Annotated in this window: 19 protein-coding genes; 17 read left to right on the top strand and 2 right to left on the bottom strand. The window is 66.1% G+C overall.

Features of this window, described 5'->3' with window-relative positions; all coding sequences use genetic code 11:
- The first annotated feature begins 149 nt into the window (after positions 1-149).
- The 6 genes from C2862_RS08490 to C2862_RS08465 all read left to right on the top strand — a co-directional run bounded on the left by C2862_RS08490 (position 150) and on the right by C2862_RS08465 (position 4,674).
- Positions 150-1,388, top strand: coding sequence for a putative Na+/H+ antiporter (locus C2862_RS08490; protein ID WP_136219692.1), 1,239 nt, complete (start codon positions 150-152; stop codon positions 1,386-1,388).
- Between the two features lie 10 nt (positions 1,389-1,398).
- Positions 1,399-1,836, top strand: a complete 438-nt coding sequence (locus C2862_RS08485; RefSeq protein ID WP_136219691.1) for a DUF86 domain-containing protein — start codon at positions 1,399-1,401, stop codon at positions 1,834-1,836.
- Between the two features lie 45 nt (positions 1,837-1,881).
- On the top strand, positions 1,882-2,184 hold the full coding sequence (locus C2862_RS08480) for a hypothetical protein (RefSeq protein ID WP_136219690.1): 303 nt from the start codon (positions 1,882-1,884) through the stop codon (positions 2,182-2,184).
- An 11-nt stretch (positions 2,185-2,195) separates the two neighbouring features.
- Complete coding sequence (locus C2862_RS08475; protein ID WP_136219689.1) at positions 2,196-2,591, top strand: GFA family protein; 396 nt, start codon at positions 2,196-2,198, stop codon at positions 2,589-2,591.
- A gap of 28 nt (positions 2,592-2,619) precedes the next feature.
- On the top strand, positions 2,620-4,299 hold the full coding sequence (locus C2862_RS08470) for an AMP-binding protein (RefSeq protein ID WP_136219688.1): 1,680 nt from the start codon (positions 2,620-2,622) through the stop codon (positions 4,297-4,299).
- A gap of 63 nt (positions 4,300-4,362) precedes the next feature.
- Positions 4,363-4,674, top strand: a complete 312-nt coding sequence (locus C2862_RS08465) for a Dabb family protein (RefSeq protein ID WP_136219687.1) — start codon at positions 4,363-4,365, stop codon at positions 4,672-4,674.
- 75 nt (positions 4,675-4,749) lie between these two features.
- Here C2862_RS08465 and C2862_RS08460 read toward each other — a convergent pair whose 3' ends face one another.
- On the bottom strand, positions 4,750-5,730 hold the full coding sequence (locus tag C2862_RS08460) for a GlxA family transcriptional regulator (protein ID WP_136219686.1): 981 nt from the start codon (positions 5,728-5,730) through the stop codon (positions 4,750-4,752).
- A 95-nt stretch (positions 5,731-5,825) separates the two neighbouring features.
- Here C2862_RS08460 and C2862_RS08455 point away from each other — a divergent pair, with 95 nt between their 5' ends.
- From C2862_RS08455 to C2862_RS08415, 9 genes are all read left to right on the top strand, one after another.
- Positions 5,826-6,620, top strand: a complete 795-nt coding sequence (locus tag C2862_RS08455) for an MBL fold metallo-hydrolase (RefSeq protein ID WP_136219685.1) — start codon at positions 5,826-5,828, stop codon at positions 6,618-6,620.
- Between the two features lie 196 nt (positions 6,621-6,816).
- Positions 6,817-7,974 (top strand): diguanylate cyclase, encoded by a 1,158-nt coding sequence (locus C2862_RS08450; RefSeq protein WP_136219684.1) that lies wholly within the window; start codon positions 6,817-6,819, stop codon positions 7,972-7,974.
- Complete coding sequence (locus C2862_RS08445; protein WP_136219683.1) at positions 7,971-8,786, top strand: APH(3')-I family aminoglycoside O-phosphotransferase; 816 nt, start codon at positions 7,971-7,973, stop codon at positions 8,784-8,786. The genes C2862_RS08450 and C2862_RS08445 overlap by 4 nt, the downstream gene beginning before the upstream one ends.
- A 7-nt stretch (positions 8,787-8,793) precedes the next feature.
- Positions 8,794-9,090 (top strand): hypothetical protein, encoded by a 297-nt coding sequence (locus tag C2862_RS08440; protein ID WP_168710028.1) that lies wholly within the window; start codon positions 8,794-8,796, stop codon positions 9,088-9,090.
- 107 nt (positions 9,091-9,197) lie between these two features.
- The gene (locus tag C2862_RS08435; protein ID WP_136219682.1) at positions 9,198-9,644 is read left to right on the top strand and encodes an SRPBCC family protein; all 447 of its coding nucleotides are present in this window, start codon (positions 9,198-9,200) and stop codon (positions 9,642-9,644) included.
- A gap of 21 nt (positions 9,645-9,665) precedes the next feature.
- Entirely contained in the window at positions 9,666-10,145 is a 480-nt protein-coding gene (locus C2862_RS08430; protein WP_136219681.1) for a VOC family protein, read from the top strand.
- A gap of 221 nt (positions 10,146-10,366) precedes the next feature.
- The gene (locus tag C2862_RS08425) at positions 10,367-10,945 is read left to right on the top strand and encodes a DUF2760 domain-containing protein (RefSeq protein WP_136219680.1); all 579 of its coding nucleotides are present in this window, start codon (positions 10,367-10,369) and stop codon (positions 10,943-10,945) included.
- 8 nt (positions 10,946-10,953) lie between these two features.
- Positions 10,954-12,792 (top strand): Hsp70 family protein, encoded by a 1,839-nt coding sequence (locus C2862_RS08420; protein ID WP_229467353.1) that lies wholly within the window; start codon positions 10,954-10,956, stop codon positions 12,790-12,792.
- Complete coding sequence (locus C2862_RS08415) at positions 12,789-15,635, top strand: Hsp70 family protein (protein ID WP_136219678.1); 2,847 nt, start codon at positions 12,789-12,791, stop codon at positions 15,633-15,635. The genes C2862_RS08420 and C2862_RS08415 overlap by 4 nt, the downstream gene beginning before the upstream one ends.
- A 97-nt stretch (positions 15,636-15,732) precedes the next feature.
- Here the strand turns inward: C2862_RS08415 and C2862_RS08410 are convergent, their stop codons facing one another.
- Positions 15,733-17,880, bottom strand: coding sequence for an NHL repeat-containing protein (locus C2862_RS08410; RefSeq protein WP_229467352.1), 2,148 nt, complete (start codon positions 17,878-17,880; stop codon positions 15,733-15,735).
- A gap of 130 nt (positions 17,881-18,010) precedes the next feature.
- On the opposite strand from C2862_RS08410, the gene C2862_RS08405 reads away from it, so the two are divergent.
- Together C2862_RS08405 and C2862_RS08400 are read left to right on the top strand one after the other, a co-directional pair.
- On the top strand, positions 18,011-19,039 hold the full coding sequence (locus C2862_RS08405) for an SDR family oxidoreductase (RefSeq protein ID WP_136219676.1): 1,029 nt from the start codon (positions 18,011-18,013) through the stop codon (positions 19,037-19,039).
- 341 nt (positions 19,040-19,380) lie between these two features.
- Complete coding sequence (locus tag C2862_RS08400) at positions 19,381-20,037, top strand: PRC-barrel domain-containing protein (protein ID WP_136219675.1); 657 nt, start codon at positions 19,381-19,383, stop codon at positions 20,035-20,037.
- Positions 20,038-20,048: the final 11 nt, after the last annotated feature.

Below are 20,048 nucleotides of genomic sequence, written 5' to 3'. Positions count from 1 at the left end.
ACCTTGTGCTTGTGTAGGCACAAGACTGCGTCATCGAGCGAACTCGCCCTTATAAGCCATCCGGTCTGCATCAAAAGGTGAAATAATGGGTCTTCATTCATTATTCGCCTGACAATGACCGCTTTTGCATTCCACCCGGGACGCCGCCCATGACCACGATCCAGCTGGTCGGCGCCATCCTCTTCGCCTGCGCCCTCGTCCACACCTTCGCCGCCAAGGGTTTCGAAATCCTGGCCGACCGCCATCCGCGCCATGAGGGCCTGTTCCACCTGCTCGGCGAAGTCGAGGTCGTGTTCGGTTTCTGGGCCTTCGTGCTGGTCTTGGCGATGGCCTTGATCGCGGGCGGAGACAGCGCCATCGACTATGTCGAGTCGCGCCACTACACCGAGCCTTTGTTCGTGTTCACCGTCATGGTGATCGCCGCCTCGAAGCCCGTCCTCGACGCCGTGCGCGCCTTGCTGGCCACGATTGCGCGCCTGGTGCCGCTGCGTACCGAAGTCGCGCTCGCCTGGCTGGGACTGGCCCTGGTGCCGCTCGCCGGCTCCCTGATCACGGAGCCGGCCGCGATGACGCTGGCCGCCCTCATGCTCGCGCCCCAGGTGTTCCGCCCGGGCATTCCGGAGCCGCTGAAATATGGCGCACTGGGCGTGCTGTTCGTGAACGTCTCGATCGGCGGCACCCTCACCTCCTACGCCGCGCCGCCGGTGCTGATGGTGGCCTCGACCTGGGGCTGGGACAGTGCCTATATGTTCACCCACTTTGGCTGGCGCGCGGCCCTGGCCGTGCTCATCAACGCCAGCGTCGTCACCCTGCTTCTGAGAAAACACCTGGCGCCGGCCGCCGCCCAAGAGAGCAAGACGGTGCCGTTCAAGGTGTCGCTGATCCACCTGGCTTTCCTGGCCGCGGTGGTGCTGCTGGCGCACCATCCGGTGCTCTTCCTCGGCCTGTTCCTGCTGTTCCTGGGCTTTACCCAGGCCTACCAGCGCCACCAGGATCCCCTGATCCTGAAAGAAGGCTTGCTGGTCGGCTTTTTCCTGGCCGGCCTCGTGGTGCTGGGCGGCATGCAGCAATGGTGGCTGCAGCCGATCGTGTCCAGCCTTGCGCCTACCGCCCTGTTCTTCGGTGCGCTCGGCCTGACCGCGATCACGGACAATGCGGCATTGACCTATCTCGGCTCGCTGATCGCCGGCCTGTCCGAGCATGCGAAATACATGCTGGTGGCGGGCGCCGTGGCCGGCGGCGGCCTGACCGTGATCGCCAATGCGCCGAACCCGGCCGGCGCCGCGCTGCTGCGCAACGGCTTCGAAGACGAATCGATCGGCGCCCTGGGCCTGCTCGGCGGCGCCCTGGGACCGACCATCGTGGCCGCAATCCTGTTCCTGATCTAGAGGAGAACACATGGACGACACCGTATTGATCGGCAAGACCGCCACCATCGAACGCTGCTGCCGGCGCGCGCGTGAAGAATACGAGAAGGACCCGACCACTTTTGTGGGCGACCTGACGCGCCAGGATGCGGCTACGCTGAACGTGATCCGCGCCTGGGAAGCGGCGGTCGAAATGGGAGACTACGTGATCGCCATGGCCGAGCTGGGCGAACCTTTCGACGAACGCGAGGTCATCAGTATATTGGTGGATAATGGCTGGATCGACGCCACCTTGGGCGAAGACCTGAAACGTACCGGCGAATTCTGCCGCGCCGAATGGGACTACCAGGCGGCACCGCTGCCGGCCCTGGTCACGATCATCAAGCGCGGGCTGGACGATTTCGCGGCCTACAACCAGGCCTTACTGACAAGGGCGGCGACCCTGCCGGATACGCGGGAACCGGAGTAAGCACCAGCCATCGCGACGCATTTGTCCTAACCTGGAGACAGAACTATGTCGGAAGTCTTTCTGGTCATTGCACTGATTCTGTTTGGACTGGTCATTCTGCTCTACAGCGCAGCCGATCGCAGGCTGCTGAACTTCGTCGACTACGACACGGTCCCTGTCGCGCGCATCAACCGCCATGCCGCGGCACGCCTGCTGCTGCCCGTCTGCGTGAACGCCGGCTGCGCCTGGGCCGCGGCAAGGCATCCCGAACTGACCGTGCCGCTATTGTTCTTGACGCCGCTGTCGATCCTGGGCACGGTCATCTGGATCGGCGCCGGCGTCCAGCGCCTGCAAGCCATGCCATCCTGAAGCGAGACAGCATGGATCAGTTTACCGGCGGCTGCCTGTGCGGCGACGTCCGCATCGCAGCAACGGGACGCCCGTATCGCATCGGCCTGTGCCACTGCCTCGACTGCCGCAAGCACCACGGCGCCCTGTTCTACGCGGCCGCGATCTTTCCCCAGGATGCGGTGACGATCGAAGGCAGCACGCATCACTACGGCGGGCGCCATTTCTGCCCCCGCTGCGGCTCCTCGGTGTTCGCGCGCAGCGAGGACGAGATCGAAGTCCACCTGGGCGCCCTCGATGCGCCCAACCAATTGACGCCTACCTACGAAAACTGGACCGTGCGGCGCGAATCCTGGCTGCCGCCCTTCCCGCTCGCCCATCGTTACGAACACAATCGCGAAGCGGCCGGCCGCTCCGAAGACGAGTGAGGCCCGCCCATAAAAACATGGAGACCACATGCATCAGAACCTGAGCTATGTACACGGAGCACATGACGTTCCCCTGATCGGCGACACGATCGGGCCTTTCCTGAGCAAGATCGTGCAGCAGTACGGCGACAACGAAGCCCTGGTCGTGCCGCACCAGGATGTACGCTGGACCTACACCGAATTCGATGCGCGCGTGAGCCGGTTGGCGGCGGGCCTGCTGGCGCTGGGACTGAAGCCGGGCGACCGCATCGGCATCTGGTCGCAGAACTGCGCGGAATGGGTGCTGGTGCAATTTGCCACCGCGCGCGCCGGCCTGGTCATGGTGAACATCAATCCGGCCTACCGCCGCTCCGAACTCGAATACGTGCTCGACAAGGTGCAGTGCGCGGCCCTGATCCTGTCGCCCGCTTTCAAATCGAGCGACTACCTGGCGATCCTGGGCGATGTGGTGCCCGAGCTAGGCAATAGCGCACCCGGCAAGCTGCACTCGGCGCGCCTGCCGCATCTGCGCCATGTGATCCGGCTCGGCGCCGACAAAACCCCGGGCATGTTCAACTTCGACGACGTGCTGGTGCCCGAGGGCGACCAGCGCCTCGAGGAGCTGGCGCGCATCGAAGCCGAACTGCAGTTCGACGAACCGGTGAACATCCAGTTCACCTCGGGCACGACCGGCGCCCCGAAAGGCGCGACGCTGACCCACCACAATATCCTGAACAACGGCTTTTTCGTCGGCGAGGCGATGAAGCTCAGTAGCATCGACCGGCTCTGCATCCCGGTGCCGCTGTATCACTGTTTCGGCATGGTGCTGGGCAATCTGGCTTGCGTGACGCATGGCGCGACCATGGTCTTCCCGGGCGAAAGTTTTGAACCGCAATCGGTGCTGGCGACCGTGCAGGCCGAACGCTGCACCGGCCTGCACGGCGTGCCGACCATGTTCATCACCCTGCTCGATCATCCGGAGTTCGCCCAATACGATTTATCGACGCTACGGACGGGCATCATGGCCGGCTCGCCCTGCCCGGCCGAGGTGATGAGCCGCGTGATCGAGAAAATGCATCTAAGCGAGATCACGATCGCCTACGGCATGACGGAGACCTCGCCGGTGAGTTTCCAGAGCTCGACCGACGATCCGGTGCCGCTGCGCGTGGCCACCATCGGCCGCGTGCATCCGCACCTGGAAGTCAAAATCGTCGATGCCGACGGCAAGATCGTGCCGCGCGGCGTGAAGGGAGAACTGCTGACGCGCGGCTATTCCGTGATGCTCGGCTACTGGGGCGACGAGGAAAAGACGCGCGAGACGATCGATGCCGCGCGCTGGATGCACACGGGCGACCTGGCCGTGATCGACGAACAGGGATTCGCCACCATCGTCGGCCGCGCCAAGGACATGGTGATCCGCGGCGGCGAAAACATCTATCCGCGCGAGATCGAGGAATTCCTGTACAAGCATCCGAAAATCCTCGATGTCCAGTGCGTAGGCGTGCCCGATGCGAAATACGGCGAAGAGCTGTGCGCCTGCATCGTGCTGCGGCTAGGCATGGAAGCGAACGAGGACGAGATCCGCGATTTCTGCAAGGGGCAGATCGCGCATTACAAGGTGCCGCGCCATATCCGTTTTGTTGCCGGTTTTCCGATGACGGTGACGGGCAAGATCCAGAAGTATCTGTTGCGGCAGCAGGTGACGACGGAACTGGGATTGGCGGAATAAAACGTGCGGCGGGCGTAGAGGCAGGCCATGTAAGATCGCTTATCTCATCCACCTTCGTTCACCATGACCGCTTCCACCCTGCGCCACGTCGTCCTGTTCGCTTTCAAGGACGAGGCCACTGCCGAACAGATCGATACCGTCGTCCGCGATTTCTCGGCGCTGCCGCAAGCCATTCCCGGCATCGTTTCCTACGAATGGGGAACGAACGTCAGCCCGGAAGGCCTGAACGACGGTTTTACGCACTGCTTCACGCTGACCTTCGCCCGCAACGAAGACCGCGACGTCTACCTGGACCATCCGGCGCACACGGCTTTCGTGTCGACACTGGGCGCCTGCCTGGCGCGTTCGCTGGTGGTCGATTACTGGGCGAAATAGGACCCCCGCCACATATTGAATGTCGCACTGTGCTGGCTTCGTTTGAGGAAAGACCCCGCCAACATGATGCGAGCGTCACGCGTGGACAATGTCCACCCTACCTGCCCGAAACTGCTTGCGGTAATCCGAGGGCGAGGTGTGCAGGTTGGTTCGGAAATGCTGGCGCAGCGACAGGGCGGTGCCGAAGCCGGCCTCGTCCGCCACCACCTCGATCGTCGCATTCGTGCACTCCAGCATGCGCTGGGCCTGGGCCAGCCGTTGGCTCAGCAGCCATTGCTTGAACGAGGTGCCCGTCGCCTGGCGGAAGTGGCGCGTGAAATTGCGCCGGCTCATGGCGGCGCGCCCGGCCAGGGTGTCGATGCTGTGCGGCTGGGCCAGGTTGTGCAGCACCCAGTCCAGCACCTCCGAAAAACGTCCCTCGCTCGGCGTGGAGGGCAGCGGCTGCTCGATGAACTGGGCCTGGCCGCCCTGGCGATGCGGCGCAATCAACAGTCGCCGCGCCACGCGGTTGGCAAGCTCGGCCCCGCGCAGTTCGCGCAGCAGGTGCAGGCAGCAATCCAGGCCCGCCGCCATGCCGCCCGAAGTCAGGACCTTGCCCTCGTCCACGTACAGCACCTCGCGGTCGACCTTCACCTTCGGATAAAAGCGCGCCAGCACGTGGGCCAGTTCCCAATGCGTCGTCGCGCGCTTCCCGTCGAGTAAGCCGGCCTGCGCCACCGGAAAGGCACCCAGGCACAAGCCGACCATGCGCGCACCACGTGCATGGGCACGCTGCAAATGCGCGATCAGCTCGGGCGGCGCGCGCCGGCAGTCCTCGTGCCAGGCCGGCATGACGACGATGTCGGCCTCGTCGATCGCGGACAGGTCGCGCTCGACCGCAATCGCAAATCCCGCCGAGGTGCGCAAAGACTTGCCTTCCGAGGCGCAGACCACGACCTCGAAGGGCGGCGGCCCCGCGTCGACGCTGGTGCCGAAGACGAGGCAGGGAACGGACAGGTGAAACGGCGTCATGCCCTCGAAGGCGATGACGGCGATGCGTTGGGCGGGTTTATCCATGGCCCGATTATATCGAACATCGACCTTCGGGCCACTGTTATCGATGAGCTAGCGGGCAGAAAATGATTCCACTTTCACTACAAGAGGACATCACCATGACGCACGCTTCCACCGTCGGCTTCCAGCTGATCCGCAATGCCACCATCAAGCTCAGCTTCGGCGACACCACCTTCCTGGTCGACCCGATGCTGGCGCCGAAGGACAGCTTCCCCGGCTTCCCGGGCACGGTCAACAGCCACCTGCGCAACCCGACGGTCGAGCTGCCGCTGCCGACCGAGGAGATCGTCCGGGCCGACGCCGTCATCGTCACCCACATCCACCCGGACCACTGGGATGCGGCGGCGATCGCGGCCCTGCCGAAAGACATTCCCCTGTTCGCGCAGAACGACAACGATGCCGCCGACATCCGCAAGCAAGGTTTCAGCGATGTGCGCGTGATCGGCGCCGGCAGCGAATTCCGCGGCGTGCGCTTGAGCCCGGTAAAGGGCCAGCACGGCAGCGAGACCCACATGGCCATGATCGGCAATTTCCTCGGCGAGACGGTCGGCGTGGTGCTGCAGTGCGCAGGCCATCAAACGGTCTACATTGCCGGCGACACGATCTGGACGCCGGACGTGGATGCGGCCATCGCCGGCTATCAACCCGGAATCATCATCCTCAACACGGGCTACGCCCAGATTGCCGGCTTCGACGGCTCCATCATCATGGGCAAGAAAGACCTGGGCCGCGCCTACAAGGCGGCGCCGGGCGCGACGATCGTGGGCATCCACATGGAAGCCTTCAATCACATGATGCAATCACGCCACGAATTGCGGGACTATGTGGCGCAAAACGGCATGGACGCAGCGCGGGTGCTGGTGCCGGAGGATGGGCAGGCGTACCGCTTTTGACCGGGCAAAGGTGGACCGATGGCCTCGGTCCACCACCTTCGTCGCATATTTCTTCTAGACATCTTTCTACAAGCCTGAGAAGATAATGAACTTCTTTCATGTTGCTTGTCGTTTTACAAACTAGCTCGCTTCGTAAATACGCTTCCCGGCATGGCGCCAGCAACGAAACATTCCTCACCCAGCGCGTAGGCATGTCGTGACCACCAACCAGTCCATCAGCGAAACCGACGTATCCGTTGCGCGTGCAACCGGCTTTGCCGAATGTGCGATCGCACTTCGGCGTGCCCTGTCGACCACGCCGGTCGGATGGGCGCTCGCCGTCTGGTTCTGCTGGGGCCGCGTCCCCACCCAGTCCATCATGCTGTGGCTGGCAACCGCCTTCACGGTATGGGCCGGCAGCCTGGTGGTGCTGCAGCACATGATCGTCAACGGTTCGAAGCTGGCCATTCACCGCAGGCGGCTGCACTGGGTTGCCGGACTGGATGGCTTCGGCTGGGGCGTGCTGACCTGGTTCCTGATCGGATACGACCCCGTGCTCGACGCCACCCTGATGGCGCTGCTGTGCGGCGTCATGTCCATTAATGCACAAGTCTATGGCACCTATGTCGTCGCCTATTACGGGCAGATCGGCGTTCTCTGGGCCATATCGGTGCTCGGATTGTTGCATGGAGACAACAACGTCAGGGCGCTCGATTATGCCGTCGGCCTGACCGTTTTTATCACGCTCACCGCCTACTACACGCGCGCGATCTCGCAGCGCTTACTGGAAGGCATACGCCTGCAGCATGCGAACGGCTCGCTCGCCACGCAACTGCGCACGGCGCTGCAAAAGGTCGAGCTCGACGCCGCGACCGACGCGCTGACGGGACAGTGGAACCGGCGGGCACTCGACGAAGTCCTCAAGCAGCAGCTCGAGCGGCATGTCTCGTCCGACATCCCCTTTTCGATCCTGATGCTCGACATCGACTTTTTCAAGAAGATCAACGACGAATTCGGCCATATGGTCGGCGACGACGTCTTGCGCGCCTTCGCGCAAAGGCTGAGGGAGTTCCTCCGTTCGGCGGATTTCTGCGCGCGCTTCGGCGGCGAGGAATTCGTCGTCGTCTTGCCGGAAACTTCCCTGGCCACGGCGCTGGAAGTCGGCGAGCGTATCCGCAAGGGTATTGCACAATCTCCCCTGCTGAGCAAACCGCGCGTGCAGGCAACGGTATCCATTGGCGTCGCCACGATGGAAAAAGGACAGAGTATTCATGCGCTGTTTGCCGCAGCGGATGCCGCCGTCTACCTTGCCAAGAATGAGGGCCGCAACCAGGTGCGCCCGCATACCCCGATGCCGGTAACCGTCGCCCAGTGATCGACACGCATCGCGAACAGGCGTGCGCGCCTCTTCCCACGCCTGCCGGCATCGCCGGCCAGCTCGGCGGCTATGCCTGGGCACGCAGCACGGTCGGCGAATCCGGCGGCGCCGTCTACCGGCTGCACGGCAAGGCCGGTGCGCCCGATCTGTATTTGAAACACGGCAAGGGTGCCGTGGCCGACGACATCAGCGACGAAATGACAAGACTGCGCTGGCTCGCCGGCCACCTGCCGGCACCAGGCGTCCTGCATTTCTCGCGCACACTCGATGAGGCATGGCTGCTGATGAGCGCCATGCCCGGGAAAACCGCTTACCAGCTCCTGGACACGCATCCCGCGCTCCAGCACGAGGTCGTGGACGCGCTGGCCGCCTTCCTGCGCCGGCTGCACGCGATTCCCCTGCACACCTGTCCTTTCACGAGCGGCCATGCCTACCGCCTTGCCCTCGCCTGGGAGCGCATCGATGCGGGCCTGGTCGACGAAGACGACTTCGACGAGGAACGACAGGGCTGGACGGCCGGGCAGGTGTGGGACGCGCTGCAAGCCATGCTGCCGCTCGCGGCCGACCCCGTCGTCACGCACGGGGATTTTTCGCTCGATAACCTGTTCATCCAGGAGGGCGTCGTGACTGGCTGCATCGATGTCGGACGGGTCGGCATTGCCGATCGCTACCAGGATCTGGCCATCATGTGGAATTGCCTTGGCGAGTTCGGCGTTCCGCTCCAGGAGCGCTTCCTGAACCACTACGGTTTTCCCGATCCGGATCGGAACAAGCTGCGCTTCCACCTGCTGTTGGACGAACTCTTCTAGACTCGACATGGACGACACCAAGCGAAGCGAACTCGTGCGAATGGGCTGGGACATCCACGGCGTCGTCGAAGAGCATTACCACTGCGACCCTGCCACCAGAAACGAGCCGGACGCGTGGCGGGAAAAGCAGCGCCTGCTGTTGGCCGACATGGCGATCCACCTGTTGCAGACGGCACTCCAACCCGGAAATATCGAGCTCGACAAGCTGACCAACAACCTGAACGCCATCCTCACGATTGCCGATCAGTTCCTGCCGCATGCCGACCTGAAAAAGGCCACCGGAAAGCTGTACAGCGGGCGCTGAACCAGGCGCGAATAAAAACCCGCACCGGATGTCGAAATCCGGACACCATGTTCGTCGTACCATCAGAGGGACGTCCTCTGCCTTTGCGCAAGAAAAGGAAAACGATCATGTCCACGAACACAGTCGAGCTGCACCGTGTCCTGAAATCCACGGCCGACCACGTCTACCGCGCCTTCACCACCCCTGGCGCCTTCGCCAAATGGCTGCCGCCGCACGGCTTCATTGCTACCATCCACGAATTCGATGCCAGGGTCGGCGGCCGCTACCGGATGTCGTTCACGAATTTCACCAGCGGCCACAGCCATGCCTTCGGCGGCGAGTACCTGGAGCTGGAACCGGGCCGGCGCCTGCGTTACACGGCCGAGTTCGACGATCCGAATTTGCCTGGCCGCATGCAGACCACGGTGACGCTGCGCGAGGTGTTCTGCGGCGTCGAACTCAAGATCACGCAGGAAGGCATTCCGTCGATGATACCCGCCGAGGCCTGCTATCTCGGCTGGCAAGAGTCGCTGGAATTGCTGGCGAAACTGGTTGAAGCGGAAATCAAGGACTAATCCAACCCACAGGAGACGAACATGGCCAGCAAGAACACGATTTGCCTCTGGTTCAACGGCACCGCCCAGGACGCCGCCGAGTTTTATGCGAAAACCTTCCCTGACAGCGCAGTGCAAGCCGTGCACCGCGCACCGGGCGATTATCCCGCCGGCAAGCAGGGCGACATCCTGACGGTCGAGTTCACGGTGATGGGCATTCCCTGCCTCGGCCTGAACGGCGGTCCGGTCTTCACCCACAGCGAAGCCTTCTCCTTCCAGGTCGCAACCGACGACCAGGAAGAAACCGACCGCCTCTGGAACGCGATCGTCAGCAATGGCGGTCAGGAAAGCGAATGCGGCTGGTGCAAGGACAAGTGGGGCCTGTCCTGGCAGATCACGCCGCGCGTCCTCACCGATGCCATCGCCAACCCGAACCCGGCAGTGGCCAAGCGCGCTTTCGACGCGATGATGACGATGCGGAAGATCGACATCGCCAAGATCGAGGCGGCGGTACGCGGCTGAGGCGTCGGTTCATCGGTGACACCGGCTGCGCTGGGCAGGTGCAGCCGGTCAGCCATTGTAATTTTAGTTTTGGCAAGCATATAGGGCCGGACGGCGGCCGCTTGCGCCCGCCGCGTGCGCGCATGCCCCGTGATCGAACTGGTATCATTCGCGTTTGTCCGGACCACGATCCCGAGGCTGTCTGACAGTCCGCTGGTCCCTTACTCTACAGAACATCAAGAATGAGCACACCGACCCAACTGCCCTCTTTCTGGAGCCGGCTCTCCCTCGCCTTCGGCACCTTTTTCAAGACCATCGGCGACGCCGAGTTCGCCGCGCGCGTGCGCGATGACCAGGTCGGCCCGATTGCCGCACCGGCACCCGCACCTGTTCCGACGCCTGCCGCGGCGCCCGCGCCGGTCCCGGTCCAGCTGCGCGAAGCCACGCCCGACGCCGCGCTGCAGCTGCTGACCTTGCTGCAGCGCGAAGCGCGCCTGATCGACTTCGCCCACGAGAACCTGTCCGCCTATGCCGACGCCGACATCGGCGCCGCCGCCCGCGTCGTGCACGAAGGCTGCGCGCGCGTGCTGAAGGAGCACTTCACGATCGCACCCATACGGACCGAAGCCGAAGGATCGCGCGTCACCCTCGAAGAAGGTTTCGACGCATCCAGCGTGCGCCTGACCGGCAACGTAGTCGGCAAGGCGCCGTTCAAGGGCACGCTGTCGCACCGCGGCTGGAAGGCGACGGATGTGCGCCTGCCGCAGCTCGCGAAAGAACACGACGCCAGCGTGCTGGCGCCGGCGGAGGTGGAACTGTGAGCGCGCCTGTGAATGCTCGTTACGCCATCGGCATCGACCTCGGCACCACGCACAGCGCGCTGTCCTATGTCGACCTGGAAGCCAGCGACGGCGAGAAGACCGCGCACGGCGTGCTGCCGATCCCGCAGCTGAGCGCACCCGGCACCGTCGAGGCGCTGCCGCTGCTGCCTTCCTTCCTGTATCTGCCGCATCCGGACGAACTGGCGCCGGGCGAACTGGCCCTGCCCTGGAATACGGACGGCGAGACCTCGGTCGCCGGCGAGATGGCGCGCAGCCGCGGCGCCACCACGCCGATCCGCCTGGTGTCGTCCGCCAAGAGCTGGCTCTCGCATCCGAGCGTGGATCGCCGCGCCGCCATCCTGCCGAGCGACGCGCCGGAAGAAGTCACGCGCGTCTCGCCACTGGAAGCTTCCACGCGCTATCTGCAGCACCTGCGCCGCGCCTGGGACAGCGCCCATCCGGAAGCGCCCTTCGACGAGCAGCAGGTCACCGTCACCATCCCTGCTTCCTTCGATCCGGGCGCGCGCGAACTGACCGCGGAAGCGGCGAGGAATGCCGGCTACACCTCGGCCACCCTGCTTGAGGAACCGCAGGCCGCCCTCTACAGCTGGATCCAGGGCAGTGGCGGCGCCTGGCGCAAGCAAGTAAAAGCCGGCGACATCGTGCTGGTGGTGGACGTGGGCGGCGGCACCAGCGACTTCTCGCTGATCGCCATCCTCGAACGCGAGGGCAAGCTGGAACCGCACCGCGTGGCCGTGGGCGACCACATCCTGCTCGGCGGCGACAACATGGACCTGGCCCTCGCGCACCTGGTCGCGCGCAAACTGGCCGCGAACGGTACGCAACTGGATGCCTGGCAGATGCGCGCCCTGACCTACGGCTGCCGCGGCGCCAAGGAGCACCTGCTGGCCGACGCCGACGCCACCACCTGGCCGATCGTCGTGCCGAGCCGCGGCTCGAAGCTGATCGGCGGTTCGATCCGCACCGAACTCACGCGCGAGGAAGTCACCAGCTTCATCACCGATGGCTTCTTCCCGCGCGTCGAAGCCAGCGCACGGCCTGCCGTACGTACCCGCGCCGGCCTGACGCAAATCGGCCTGCCCTACGCGCAGGATGCGGCGGTCACGAAACACTTGAGCGCTTTCCTGGCGCGCCAGGCCGGCGCCACCGCCGAACTCGAAGGTTTCGAAGGCCGCGTCAACGCGGAACACAGCTTCCTGCATCCGAGCGCGGTGCTGTTCAACGGCGGCGTCTTCAAGTCGAACATCCTGGCCCAGCGCGTGATGGACACCATCAACGACTGGCTCTACATGGAGGGCGCGGAACCGGCGCGCATGCTTGAAGGCGCCGACCTCGACCTCGCCGTGGCGCGCGGCGCGGCCTACTACAGCTACGCGCGGCGCGGCGGCGGCGTGCGCATCCGCGGCGGCACGGCGCGTTCCTACTACGTCGGTGTCGAATCCTCGATGCCGGCCATCCCCGGCATGGAGCCGCCGATCCAGGCCCTGTGCGTGGCGCCTTTCGGCATGGAAGAAGGCACCGAACTCGAACTGCCGGGCCAGGAATTCGGCCTGGTCGTGGGCGAGCCTGTCACCTTCCGCTTCTTCGGCTCCACCACGCGGCGCCAGGACCAGATCGGCGACGTGCTCGACTTCTGGGGTCCGGACGAGCTGCAGGAAATGAACGAGATCCAGGCGACCTTGCCGGCCGATGGCCGTACGCCGGGCGACGTGGTGCAGGTGACCCTGCACGCGCTGGCCACCGAAGCGGGCACGCTGGAACTGGCGGCCGTGGCACGTGACGGCCAGCGCTGGAAGGTCGAATTCGACGTTCGTTCGGCATCGTGACACCCTGGCTGGTCAGCATCGACCTCGGCACCACCAACACGGTGCTGGCCTATGCCGAGCCCGGGGCGGCCGAGGTCCAACTGTTCTCCATCGAGCAGCTGGTGGCGCCCGGCGAAGTCGCCGGCGCGCCGCTGCTGCCCTCGAACCGCTACCATCTCGCCGAAGAAGAACTGGGGCCAGGCCAGCTGCAGCTGCCCTGGCAGTTGCCCGACGTCGCCGGCGTCGAGCGCGTCGCCATCGGCCGCCTCGCGCGCAGCCTGGGCGCGGCCACGCCGGGACGACTGGTCGCCAGCGCCAAGAGCTGGCTCTCGCATCCGGGCGTCGACCGCATGGCGCCCATTCTTCCCTGGGGCGCCGAGCCCGAAGTGCCGAAGGTCTCGCCGGTGGCCGCCAGCGCCAGCTATCTCGCCCACCTGCGCGCCAACTGGAACATTCGCTTCCCCCAGCATCCGCTGGAGCGGCAGGAGGCCGTGCTCACCGTGCCTGCTTCCTTCGACGAAGGCGCACGCGCGCTGACCTTGGAGGCGGCGAAGCTGGCCGGCCTGCCCGGCCTGCGCCTGCTGGAAGAGCCGCAGGCCGCCCTCTACGACTGGCTGTACCGCCACCGTGACACGCTGGCCGAGGACCTGAGCGAGACAAAGCTCGTGCTGGTAGCCGACGTCGGCGGCGGCACCACCGACTTCAGTCTGGTGAAAGTCGAACTCGAGGAGGGCGAGCCGAAGCTCACCCGCATCGGCGTGGGTAACCACCTGATCCTCGGCGGCGACAACATGGACCTGGCCCTGGCGCACCTGGTCGAGGCGCGCATGGCCGAACAGGACGGCAAGCGGACAGGCGAAGGCGCCCCGCGCCAGCGCCTGTCCGCCTCTCGTCTCGCCCAACTTACGGAGCGCTGCCGCGCAGCCAAGGAACAGCTGCTGGCAACCGATGCGCCGGACAGCGTGACGGTCACGCTGCTGGGCGCCGGCTCGCGCCTGATCGGTGCCAGCCGCAAGGCCGAGCTGCGCCGCGAAGATATCGAGCGCGTGGTGCTGGACGGCTTCTTCCCTCTCAACGAAGCGCAGGAACCGGCACGCCGCGCCCGCGCCGGCATCGTCGAATTCGGCCTGCCGTATGCGAGCGATCCGGCCGTCACACGCCACCTGGCCAGCTTCCTGCGCCAGCATGCGGCCGCGGCGCGCGAGGCGCTCGGCCTGCCCGACACCGATGCGACCCTGCCGGTGCCCGACACCCTGCTGCTGAACGGTGGTGTGTTCCGCGGCACGGCGCTGGCCGAGCGCCTGGCCGCAAGCCTGGCAGGCTGGCGCGGCGCGCCCCTGCGCATCCTGCACAACGTCGATCCGGACGTGGCCGTCGCGCGCGGCGGCGTCGCCTATTCGCTGGCGCGCCAGGGTGCGGCGCCCGGCATCGAAAGCGGTGCGGCGCGCAGCTACTATCTGCTGCTCGAAGGCGAACGCGCCGCGAACGGCCTGCGTGCCGTCTGCCTGCTCCCGCGCGGCACGCCGGCTGCGCACGAAGTGCGCCTGCATGAGCGCAGCTTCGCGCTGCGCCTGGGGCGGCCGGTGCGCTTCCACCTGGTCTCGACGGTGGCCGATGCTGGCCACGCCGTCAAGGCCGGCGAACTGGTCGACCTGGCGCCCGAGGACGTCGTGCGCCTGCCGCCGATCGCGACCGTGCTGCGCGCCCAACCCGGTGCCGCGCCGCGCAGCGAGATCGCGGTGCAGCTGGCGGCCTCGCTGAGCGAAGTCGGTTCGCTGGAAGTGCATTGCGTGGCCGAAGACGGCAGCGGACGCTGGCAGCTGGCCTTCGAACTGCGCGACGCGGCAAGCGAAGAAGAAGCCGTCGAAGTCGAAGAACTCCCACCGCAACTCGATGCCGCGGTCGACAAGATCGAGCGCGTCTTCGGCACCCGCTCGAAGGCGGTCGATCCGAAGGAAGTGCGCCAGCTGCGCGCCGGTCTCGAACACCTGCTGGGCAGGCGCGAAGCCTGGGCCACGCCGCTGCTTCGGCGCCTGTTCGACGCGCTGATGGAGCGCGCCAAGGGCCGGCGCCGGTCGCCCGAACACGAGCGTGCCTGGCTCAACCTGGCGGGTTTTTGCCTGCGTCCCGGCTTCGGCGATGCGCTCGACAGCTGGCGCATCGAGCAGCTGTGGGCCATGTTCGACTCCGGCGTCCAGTATCACAAGGACACGCAGGTGCGCGCCGAATGGTGGACACTGTGGCGCCGCGTCGCCGGCGGCCTCGATACCGAAGCGCAGCTGCGCCTGCTCGACGACTTCGCCTTCAATCTGCAGGCCGATGCGTCGGAGCGCGGCAAGCGCCCGATCACGCTGGTCGACGCCAGCGAAGACGACATGCTGCGCCTGGGCGCCTCGCTCGAGCGCATTCCTTCGGCCTACAAGGCGGAGATCGGCAACTGGATGATGGAGCGGATCGAGGCCATTCCGCGCGCCGCCGTCAAGCTCGATGCGAAGGCGCTCGCGACCTACACGCGCTACCTGTGGGCGCTCGGGAGAGTCGGCGCGCGCCAGAGCTTCCACGCCAGCGCCCATGAGGTCGCGCCTTTGGGCGTGGCCGAGGAATGGCTAAGTAAGCTCCTGCAGCTGGACTGGAAGAAGATCGAACCAGCGGGCTTCGCCGCCACCCACATTGCACGTATGACAGGCGACCGCTCGCGCGACGTGGGCGAGCCGGTGCGCGCCGAGGTGCTGCGGCGCCTGGCGTCGATCGGTGCGCCGGCCCACTGGCTGGCGATGGTGCGCGAGGTGGTGGAGCTGGACCAGGCGAGCGAGACGCGCATGCTGGGCGAAGCGCTGCCGCCGGGGTTGAAGCTGCTGCGCTGAACGCGTGGCAGCGTAGGGTGGGCGCCCCGTGCCCACCAATTGCATGCGCCGCGTCTGCCCATCGTTCTGGTGGGCACGGGGCGCCCACCCTACTCCCCTACTCCACCCTGACCGCCAGGTCCCGCCCTTCCAGCGCGACGTGCCCCGCATAATCCGCTGCATAGATCCGCAGGATGTACTCACCCGGCGTCAGCTCTCCCACCTTCCAGCTCCCCGGCGCCACGCGCCCGCCCTGCAGCGTGTTATTCACCGCATACGCAAAGCGCGTCACCTTGCTGCCATACACCGTGATGCCGCTGTTCGGCGCATACAGCAGCTTGACCGCTTCGCGCTCGCGCGGCAGGCGGTCGTAGACCTGCGTGATCAGGGGCTGCTCGAAACCGGGCAGCGCGCTGCCATCCGGCCGCAGCAGCTGGTAGCCCAGTTTGTACAAGCCAAGTCGGCGCCGCGCCAGGTTGCCGTCCATCTGGTCGTAGCCGTCGGCCACGATCGAGACCTCGCCCAGCGTGCGTTCGATACGCACCGGCTGGCCCTTCTTCGCGCCCAGGCGGCGGCCGATGCTGTCGTACAGCGCCACGTTCTGGATGCGCGGCGCGATGCTGTCCTGCACGCCGGGGAAAGGCAGGGTCAGCGGATTGACCAACGTGCCGCCCGGGTAGTAATCCAGGTGGACGTGGGCCATGCTGTTGATGGTGCCGAGCGCGTCGCCCACCGCAAAGCGGGTCCCGCGCGGCACGCGCACGCGCTCCGGCTTGCCGCGCTGGTCTTTCACTACCTGGAAGCGCGCATCGAGCGGCTTGTCGCGGCTATCGCGTCCGACCCGCATGTGGATGTACGAGAGCGCTCCCACGGCCATGCCTTCGCTGAGCGTCCCGAAACCCCAGTTGGCATACGGGTCGCTGATCTTCGAGGGAGAAATCGCCAGCACGCGCGTGCCGATGTCGGCGCGTACGTCGAGGCCGGCGTGGAAATGGTCGCGGCTTTCGCCGTCGTAGCTGCCGCGCACTTCGCCCATCAGGCCGACGACTTCGTGCGGCGCGTCCTGTGGTCCCACCGGCCAGGGCATCGGAGCGTTGCGTGCCGCCTGGCTCGGGGGTGCGATGACGGGCATCGGTTCTCCCTGCTTCGGCGGCGCCAGGCGCAGCACGCGCAGCGCCAGCGCATCGGCCACGAGCAGGTTGCCGTCGCGCTCGACGGCAACGCCGTGCGGCCCGTACAAATGCACCTTGCCGTCGGCGCCGAAGCTCGACTCGGGCGGATGGTCGGCGTCGTCGAGGGCACGGATTTCACCGCCCGGCGCCAGCTGCAGGATGCGTCCGCCGCCGCCGGCGATGTACAGGTAGCCGTCATGGGTCAGTGCCAGGCCTGCCGGGCGCCGCAGCAGCGGCTGGCGCTCGCCTTCTAGTGGGGCAACCAGCGTCGACACTACGCCGTCAGGGCCGATGCGGCGGATCGCGTGATTGCCGGTATCGGCCACGTACAGGACGCCGTCCTTGTCGACCGCGATCGCCGTCGGCGTGTCGAAGGCCGCGTCGATGGCGGGACCGTCGGCATTGCCGGGCCGCGCGCCGCCGGCCAGGGTGGTCACGACGCCGTCGGGCGCGATGCGGCGGATGCGGTCGTTATAGGTGTCGGCCACGTAGACGTTGCCGCGTTTGTCGACCGCCAGCCCGACCGGCGCATGGAAGCGCGCGGCGCGGCCCTGGCCGTCGGCATCGCCCGGCTGGCCGTCGCCCGCCAGCGTGGTGACGCTGCCGTCCGGTGCGATTCTACGGATTGCGTGGTTGCCGGTGTCGGCCACGTACAGGTTGCCGAAGCTGTCCAGCGCCAGCGCGGAAGGTGTATGGAAGGAGGCGGCGCTGCCTTTGCCGTCGGCGAAGCCTTCGGTTCCGCCGGCGAAGGTGGAAACCGTGCCATTGCGATCGATGCGGCGGATGCGGTTGCTGTCGCCGCCGTCGGCCACGTAGACGACGCCGTGCGCATCGACGGCCACGCCGAAGGGATCGCTGAAGCGGCTTTGCGCCGCCGCGCCGTCCAGCACGCCGTCCAGGCCGTCGCCGGCCAGCGGCGACACGCGTGCGGCCCAGAACGGTTTGGTGGGCGCCGGCTTGGCCAGCAGCATGGCCGGCTGGCCGGGTGCGCCCGATTCGCGCTGGCCTGCGATGAAATACCCGGCCAGGGCGGCGGCCAGGACGCCGGCGCCGGCCAGGGATGCGATCTTCGTTGTTCGGTTCACTGCAGCCATCCGCTTATTGCTGAAGCTGCAAGTCTAACCGATCGGTTCACTTCGTACGGCAAGCGAATCCTGCCGTATGCCACGCAAAATCGAAGCTCGCTACCATCAATTACACACGACCACTTATCAAGGAGCATGCATGGATGCGCACGAACAGACGCCGGACGCCGGCACCCAACCCTCGCGCCGCCGCTTCGTCGGCACCGTCGCAACAGGCCTTGCCGCCGCCGCGACGCTGCCGGCCGCCGCACAGACGGGCGACCCGGTCCAGGGACAGCCGCCCGCCGGACGCGCCCGCGAAGCGGCGGCGCGTTATCCGCGTCCGCCCTTCCAGAACCAGTCGCAGCCCTGGCCTGGCCTCGCGGGCAAGATGACGCCGCGGCCCGACCATGGCGAAACCACCTACCGCGGCAGCGGGCGCCTGGCCGGACGCAAGGCGCTGGTGACGGGCGGCGACTCCGGCATCGGCCGCGCCGCCGTCATCGCCTTCGCGCGCGAAGGGGCCGACGTCGCCATCAACTATTTGCCTGCCGAGGAAGCCGATGCGCGCGAAGTGGTGAAACTGATCCAGGATGCCGGCCGCAAGGCGGTCGCGCTGCCCGGCGACATCCGCGACGAAGCCTTTTGCCGCAAGCTGGTTGCCGAGGCGGCGCGCCAGCTCGGCGGGCTCGACATCCTGGTCAACAACGCCGGCCGCCAGCATTCGACCGACTCCATCCTCGACCTCACGACCGAGCAGTTCGACTGGACCTTCAAGACGAATGTGTATGCGATGTTCTGGATCACCAAGGCGGCCGTGCCGCTGATGAAACCGGGCAGCAGCATCATCAACACCGCCTCGGTGCAGGCCTATGACCCCTCGCCCAACCTGCTCGACTATGCCCAGACCAAGGCAGCCGAGGTGGCCTTCACCAAGGCCTTGGCCAAGCAGCTGGGCAAGAAGGGAATCCGTGTCAATGCGATCGCGCCGGGACCGGTCTGGACGCCCTTGCAGGTCTCGGGCGGGCAGACGCAGGAGAACCTGAAGAAGTTCGGCGAAGATTCGCCACTGGGCCGCCCGGGACAGCCGGCCGAGCTGGCCCTCGCCTTCGTCACGCTGGCGGCGGACGAGTCGAGCTATACGACCGGGCAGGTGTATGGCGTGGCGGGGGGCCAAGGTAATCCATGAGCGGCCGCTGGCAGACCGGCCGGGTGCGGATCAGCGCTTGCGCAGCAGTCGCGCCAGCAGCGAGGTAACCGACACGGTCGGGATCAGCTTGGCCAGCGGGCCTGGATGGTTGCAGCGCGAGGTGATGGTCATGTTGTAGTCTCCGAAACATTGCTTATCAGGATAGTCACATTGTTGAGCTCGCTCTGTGCGCCAGTTCGCATAGTGTGCGGCTCCACCATGACGCCCTCGTGACAAGCGCGCGCACCCCTGCACGTTTGAGTCCTATCATGGGTGCGGCAAGGCTTCGGCCTACCCTCATGGCTGGCTTTGCGATGCGAACGGAGACAAGGGAGAACGAGATGAGCTATGCAGATCGCGACAAGTACGGGATGTACAAACGCAGCGGCAGCGCCGGTGCGGGCCCTGCCCTGATGGGCGCCGACACGCTGATCGGCGACAGCGTCGTCAACGGCCTCGAGCAAGACCTGGGCGACATCAAGGAAATCATGCTCGACATGAGCACCGGCCAGGTGGCCTATGTCGTATTGGCCTTCGGCGGCTTCCTCGGCATGCACGAGAAACTGTTCGCCGTGCCCTGGCAGGCCCTGCACCTCGATACCGTCAACCACCGCTTCGTGCTGAATATCGAGAAGGAACGCCTGAAAACCGCGCCCGGCTTCAACAAGGACGCCTGGCCCGACATGAGCGACATGAACTGGGCCAACCAGGTCCACACCTTCTACGGTACCGACCCGAACCGCAGCGGCGCCCCGAGCATGGGTCCGGGCACGTCGGGCGGAATGGTCGGCGGCGCCGGCATGGGCAGCGGCATGGGTGCGACTGGGTCGAGCTTGGGCGCGGGCCATGCCGGCAGCGCCGATGTCGGCGCCGGCAGCGGCACGGCCGGGACCGGCGCCGGATCGGGACTGGGCAAGAGCCGCAGCCTCGATCCCAGTCCCGGCACGGGCGGAGACGACAAGAACCTGAGCCATATTCGCGGCAGCAATATCGGCTAGGCCTGTGTTCA

It is taken from the genome of Massilia sp. Mn16-1_5 (assembly GCF_004798585.1).
Classification (GTDB): Bacteria; Pseudomonadota; Gammaproteobacteria; order Burkholderiales; family Burkholderiaceae_D; genus Telluria.
This window is presented reverse-complemented; position numbering and strand designations above follow the sequence as displayed.